This window comes from Citrobacter sp. Cpo071 (genome assembly GCF_030332765.1).
Lineage (GTDB): Bacteria > Pseudomonadota > Gammaproteobacteria > Enterobacterales > Enterobacteriaceae > Citrobacter > Citrobacter portucalensis.
Genome location: NZ_JAOWHE010000063.1, coordinates 1 through 5,354, shown reverse-complemented (window position 1 = coordinate 5,354; position 5,354 = coordinate 1). Strand labels below are relative to the sequence as shown.

Below are 5,354 nucleotides of genomic sequence, written 5' to 3'. Positions count from 1 at the left end.
CAGGCATTAATTTAGTGAAGAAGCCCATCCTGACGGATGGGCTTTTTTGCGTCTGTGCGGGATGAAAACCGCCGGATGCGACGTGCCGCCTTATCCGGCCTACAGGGGCCGGGCTGAATGTATTTTGTAGGCCTGATAAGCGCAGCGCATCAGGCACATCACAACACCGCACCATCGGGTACAAAGCAATATCCTGAGCCTCCATAACACAAGCCATCCTGCGGTATATGCGGTAAACTAGGCGCGATTTTGCATCAGGAAAGCGTCTATGAATCACTCCCTTAAAGCCTGGAACACCTTCGGTATCGATCAGCAAACGAATGAACTTGTCTGCGCCGAAAATGAACAACAATTACTGAATGCCTGGCAATCAGCCAATGCATCGCATCATCCTGTACTGATCCTGGGCGAAGGGAGTAACGTCCTGTTTCTTGATATCTTCCAGGGTACGGTGATCGTCAATCGTATTAAGGGTATTGAGATTACAGAACAACCTGATGCGTGGCATTTGCACGTAGGTGCGGGTGAAAACTGGCATCATCTGGTCCAGCATACGTTGCAGCTTGGTATGCCTGGCCTGGAAAATCTGGCGCTTATCCCAGGCTGCGTGGGTTCATCGCCAATCCAGAACATTGGTGCCTATGGCGTAGAGCTACAGCGCGTCTGCGAATACGTAGACTGCGTTGAGCTGTCGACTGGCAAACATCTGCGCGTTGGTGCAGCAGAATGTCGCTTTGGTTATCGTGACAGCATCTTCAAACATGAATACCAGGATCGCTTCGCAATTATTGCTGTTGGTTTACGCTTGTCTAAACAGTGGCATCCGGTACTGACCTATGGCGATCTGACGCGCCTGGATCCTACAACGGTGACGCCTCAGCAGGTTTTTGATTCTGTCTGCCATATGCGCACGACAAAACTGCCCGATCCGAAAGTAAACGGGAATGCAGGAAGCTTCTTTAAAAACCCGGTTGTCACCGCAGAGATTGCGCAGGAGCTCCTGGCAAAATTCCCAACAGCACCTCATTACCCGCAGGCTGATGGTTCTGTGAAACTGGCAGCCGGCTGGCTTATCGACCAGTGTCAGCTAAAAGGCATGCGCATTGGTGGCGCAGCGGTACATCAACAGCAGGCTCTGGTGCTGATCAATGCAGACAATGCGACGAGTCAGGATGTGGTGCAACTTGCACATCATGTACGTCAAAAAGTCGGTGAGAAATTTAATGTCTGGCTCGAACCAGAGGTTCGGTTTATTGGCCCGCAGGGTGAAATGAATGCTGTGGAGATCATTGCATGAAGGATAATACCGTCCCTCTGACGCTTATTTCATTACTCGCTGATGGCGAATTTCATTCCGGTGAGCAGCTCGGTGAAAAGTTGGGAATGAGCCGTGCCGCAATCAATAAGCATGTCCAGACGTTACGCGACTGGGGGGTTGATGTCTTTACTGTTCCAGGTAAAGGATACAGCTTACCGGAGCCTATCCAACTATTAGATGCCTCACTTATTCATTCTCAACTGGATGGTGGAAATATCACAGTCCTGCCGGTTATCGACTCAACCAATCAGTACCTGATGGACCGAATAGGTCAACTGGAGTCAGGGGATGCCTGTGTCGCTGAATATCAGCAAGCCGGGCGCGGTCGCCGTGGTCGCAAATGGTTTTCACCGTTTGGTGCCAACCTGTACCTTTCAATGTTCTGGCGGCTGGAACAAGGACCGGCTGCCGCGATTGGCCTGAGTCTGGTTATTGGTATCGTCATGGCCGAGGTTTTACGCGATCTGGGCGCAGAGAAGGTACGTGTAAAATGGCCCAACGACCTCTATTTGCTCGACCGTAAGCTGGCAGGGATCCTGGTTGAACTGACCGGTAAGACAGGGGATGCCGCGCAGATTGTTATCGGTGCGGGTATTAATATGTCCATGCGCCGGGTTGAAGAAAATGTGGTTAATCAAGGCTGGATTAACTTGCAGGAAGCGGGCATTAACATTGATCGCAATACCCTTGCTGCCCGACTGATACGTGAGTTGCGTGCTGCGTTAGTGCTCTTTGAGCACGAAGGTTTAGCGCCGTATCTGTCTCGCTGGAAGAGACTGGATAACTTTATCGACCGCCCGGTCAAACTTATTATTGGCGATAAAGAAATATTTGGCATCTCTCGTGGAATAGACGCGCAAGGTGCATTATTGCTTGAACAAAATGGCGAGATCAAACCCTGGATGGGTGGAGAAATATCGCTAAGAAGCGCTGAGTAATAAGAAGGGGAGCTGTTGCTCCCCTTTTTTATTTATTTTCTCAACCTGACTTGCTCAACGGCATGATTGGCACTTTTCGTCATAATTAAGCTTGCTCGCTCACGCGTTGGTAATATATTTTGTTTTAAATTCAGCCAGTTAATCTCTTTCCATAACGATGTGGCGGTGTTGATAGCCTCATCTTCTGATAATTTTGCATAGTTATGGAAATAAGAGTCCGGGTTGGTAAATGCCCCTTCACGGAATTTCAGGAAACGGTTGATATACCACGTCTGGAGTAATTCTTCTGGCGCATCAACATAAATAGAAAAGTCGACAAAGTCAGAAACAAATACATGATGCGGATCGTGAGGATAGTCCATCCCGCTTTGTAATACATTTAGCCCTTCGAGTATTAATATGTCGGGCTGGGCAACGGTTTTGTCGCCATCAGGGATCACATCATAGATGAGATGGGAATAGACCGGCGCCGTGACGTTAGGTACGCCTGATTTCAGATCGGAAACGAATTTAACCAAGCGATGCATATCATAGGACTGGGGGAAGCCTTTCTTCTTCATCAGTCCACGATCTTTCAATACCTGGTTAGGGTGGAGAAAGCCATCGGTAGTAATCAACTCAACCTTGCGATGCTCGGGCCAGCGACTGAGCAAAGCCTGCAAAACACGCGCAGTCGTACTTTTACCGACGGCGACGCTGCCAGCAATGCTAATAATATAAGGAATACGCTCGCCATTCGTGCCTAAAAATTGCTCCAGCACGGCCTGACGTCGCAGGTTCGAACTGATGTAAAAGTTTAGCAAACGCGAGAGAGGCAAATAAATCTCGGCAACTTCTTCCAGCGATAAGTCTTCGTTAATGCCTTTAAGACGAGCAATCTCTTCCTCGGTCAGGGTCATCGGCACGGAATCACGAAGCGCAGCCCACTGGTTGCGATCAAACTGTAGGTAAGGCGACGTTAACGCTTGCTCTTTTATACTCATACGCATGGTCTGGCTGTCATTGCTATATCAGGTCTGCGGTAAAAAACGAAATCATCCCGGTACGCAATGGCACGCACATTTCAGTTAATTTGGACAATGGGCAGGAGGGTAACACCAGATGGGGGGGAATAATAAGAAAAAATCATCCTCTGAAATGCAATGTGACGGGTATTCCAGATGTATAAAGATGTGCTTTCTCTCTATCAAAGCGTACCTGCCGGAGCAAAATTCCTCCCAGAGGAGGTACCTGACGTTGGAAATTTGTCCAATCCAAAGAAGAAATAGATTATTTATCGGTCGTATAGTGCAAAATGTGAGCGATAGAACATTTTATGCAATTTTTTAGTTGCATGAGTGCGCATGTCTCCATAAAATGCGCGCTACTTGATGCCGACTTAGCTCAGTAGGTAGAGCAACTGACTTGTAATCAGTAGGTCACCAGTTCGATTCCGGTAGTCGGCACCATCAAGTCCGGTGGGGTTCCCGAGCGGCCAAAGGGAGCAGACTGTAAATCTGCCGTCACAGACTTCGAAGGTTCGAATCCTTCCCCCACCACCACTTTCTGGCAGCGTTATCGCCGCCTGAGTTGATTAAAAAATTAATCAGCTCGAACAGAAAAGAGAGAAATCTCTTTTTTGTTGCAGAAAGAACTGGGTAGCCGAGTTTCAGGATGCGGGCATCGTATAATGGCTATTACCTCAGCCTTCCAAGCTGATGATGCGGGTTCGATTCCCGCTGCCCGCTCCAGACGTGCTGATATGGCTCAGTTGGTAGAGCGCACCCTTGGTAAGGGTGAGGTCCCCAGTTCGACTCTGGGTATCAGCACCACTTCACTTCTCCTTCCCGTTTCTCTCTGTTTACTTTTAAAAGCATTCAACAGCTCAGGTATATTGCCTGGTTGATGTGGTGATATCACCGATTTATCCGTGTCTTAGAGGGACAATCGATGTCTAAAGAAAAATTTGAACGTACTAAACCGCACGTTAACGTCGGTACTATCGGCCACGTTGACCATGGTAAAACAACGCTGACCGCTGCAATCACTACCGTACTGGCTAAAACCTACGGCGGTGCTGCTCGTGCATTCGACCAGATCGATAACGCGCCGGAAGAAAAAGCTCGTGGTATCACCATCAACACTTCTCACGTTGAATATGACACCCCGACTCGCCACTACGCACACGTAGACTGCCCGGGCCACGCCGACTATGTTAAAAACATGATCACCGGTGCTGCGCAGATGGACGGCGCGATCCTGGTTGTTGCTGCGACTGACGGCCCGATGCCGCAGACTCGTGAGCACATCCTGCTGGGTCGTCAGGTAGGCGTTCCGTACATCATCGTGTTCCTGAACAAATGCGACATGGTTGATGACGAAGAGCTGCTGGAACTGGTAGAAATGGAAGTTCGTGAACTTCTGTCTCAGTACGATTTCCCGGGCGACGACACTCCGATCGTTCGTGGTTCTGCTCTGAAAGCGCTGGAAGGCGAAGCAGAGTGGGAAGCGAAAATCATCGAACTGGCTGGCTTCCTGGATTCTTACATCCCAGAACCAGAGCGTGCGATTGACAAGCCGTTCCTGCTGCCTATCGAAGACGTATTCTCCATCTCCGGTCGTGGTACCGTTGTTACCGGTCGTGTAGAGCGCGGTATCATCAAAGTTGGTGAAGAAGTTGAAATCGTTGGTATCAAAGAGACTGCTAAGTCTACCTGTACTGGCGTTGAAATGTTCCGCAAACTGCTGGACGAAGGCCGTGCTGGTGAGAACGTTGGTGTTCTGCTGCGTGGTATCAAACGTGAAGAAATCGAACGTGGTCAGGTACTGGCTAAGCCGGGCTCTATCAAGCCGCACACCAAGTTCGAATCTGAAGTGTACATTCTGTCCAAAGACGAAGGCGGCCGTCATACTCCGTTCTTCAAAGGCTACCGTCCGCAGTTCTACTTCCGTACTACTGACGTGACTGGTACCATCGAACTGCCGGAAGGCGTAGAGATGGTAATGCCGGGAGACAACATCAAAATGGTTGTTACCCTGATCCACCCAATCGCGATGGACGACGGTCTGCGTTTCGCAATCCGTGAAGGCGGCCGTACTGTTGGTGCGGGCGTTGTTGC

General features: G+C 49.6%; 5 protein-coding genes, 4 tRNA genes and 1 pseudogene. 7 read left to right on the top strand and 3 right to left on the bottom strand.

Translation table 11 applies throughout. The features are described 5' to 3' along the window. Window positions 1-205, bottom strand: a 205-nt coding sequence (locus tag OGY09_RS03115) for a hypothetical protein (RefSeq protein ID WP_286589931.1), incomplete at its 3' end; no start/stop codon positions are given. Between the two features lie 63 nt (window positions 206-268). Between OGY09_RS03115 and murB the strand changes: the two genes are divergently transcribed. Together murB and birA are read left to right on the top strand one after the other, a co-directional pair. Continuing rightward, a complete protein-coding gene (gene murB, locus OGY09_RS03110; RefSeq protein ID WP_008787122.1) occupies window positions 269-1,297 on the top strand; it encodes a UDP-N-acetylmuramate dehydrogenase in 1,029 nt (342 codons plus the stop codon). Beyond that, window positions 1,294-2,256, top strand: a complete 963-nt coding sequence (birA, locus tag OGY09_RS03105) for a bifunctional biotin--[acetyl-CoA-carboxylase] ligase/biotin operon repressor BirA (protein WP_003826969.1) — start codon at window positions 1,294-1,296, stop codon at window positions 2,254-2,256. Before murB ends, birA begins: the two co-directional genes overlap by 4 nt. A 32-nt stretch (window positions 2,257-2,288) precedes the next feature. On the opposite strand, the gene coaA is transcribed toward birA, so the two are convergent. After that, the gene (gene coaA / locus OGY09_RS03100; RefSeq protein ID WP_003031107.1) at window positions 2,289-3,239 is read right to left on the bottom strand and encodes a type I pantothenate kinase; all 951 of its coding nucleotides are present in this window, start codon (window positions 3,237-3,239) and stop codon (window positions 2,289-2,291) included. Between the two features lie 289 nt (window positions 3,240-3,528). Beyond that, window positions 3,529-3,609, bottom strand: a pseudogene (locus OGY09_RS03095) (hypothetical protein); the annotation flags it as partial. A 19-nt stretch (window positions 3,610-3,628) separates the two neighbouring features. Between OGY09_RS03095 and OGY09_RS03090 the strand changes: the two are divergent. The 5 genes from OGY09_RS03090 to tuf form a co-directional block, all read left to right on the top strand. Then, window positions 3,629-3,704, top strand: a tRNA-Thr gene (locus OGY09_RS03090). Window positions 3,705-3,712: 8 nt separating this feature from the next. After that, window positions 3,713-3,797 (top strand) — tRNA-Tyr (locus tag OGY09_RS03085). 114 nt (window positions 3,798-3,911) lie between these two features. Beyond that, window positions 3,912-3,986 (top strand) — tRNA-Gly (locus tag OGY09_RS03080). 5 nt (window positions 3,987-3,991) lie between these two features. Next, window positions 3,992-4,067, top strand: a tRNA-Thr gene (locus OGY09_RS03075). Window positions 4,068-4,185: 118 nt separating this feature from the next. Then, window positions 4,186-5,354: elongation factor Tu (gene tuf, locus OGY09_RS03070; RefSeq protein ID WP_049014834.1), on the top strand; the 1,169-nt coding region annotated here is incomplete at its 3' end.

Coding starts and splice junctions, on each gene's coding strand:
- birA (WP_003826969.1), top strand. CDS start 1,294: ATGAAGGATAATACCGTCCCTCTGACGCTTATTTCATTACTCGCTGAT.
- murB (WP_008787122.1), top strand. CDS start 269: ATGAATCACTCCCTTAAAGCCTGGAACACCTTCGGTATCGATCAGCAA.
- coaA (WP_003031107.1), bottom strand. CDS start 3,239: ATGAGTATAAAAGAGCAAGCGTTAACGTCGCCTTACCTACAGTTTGAT.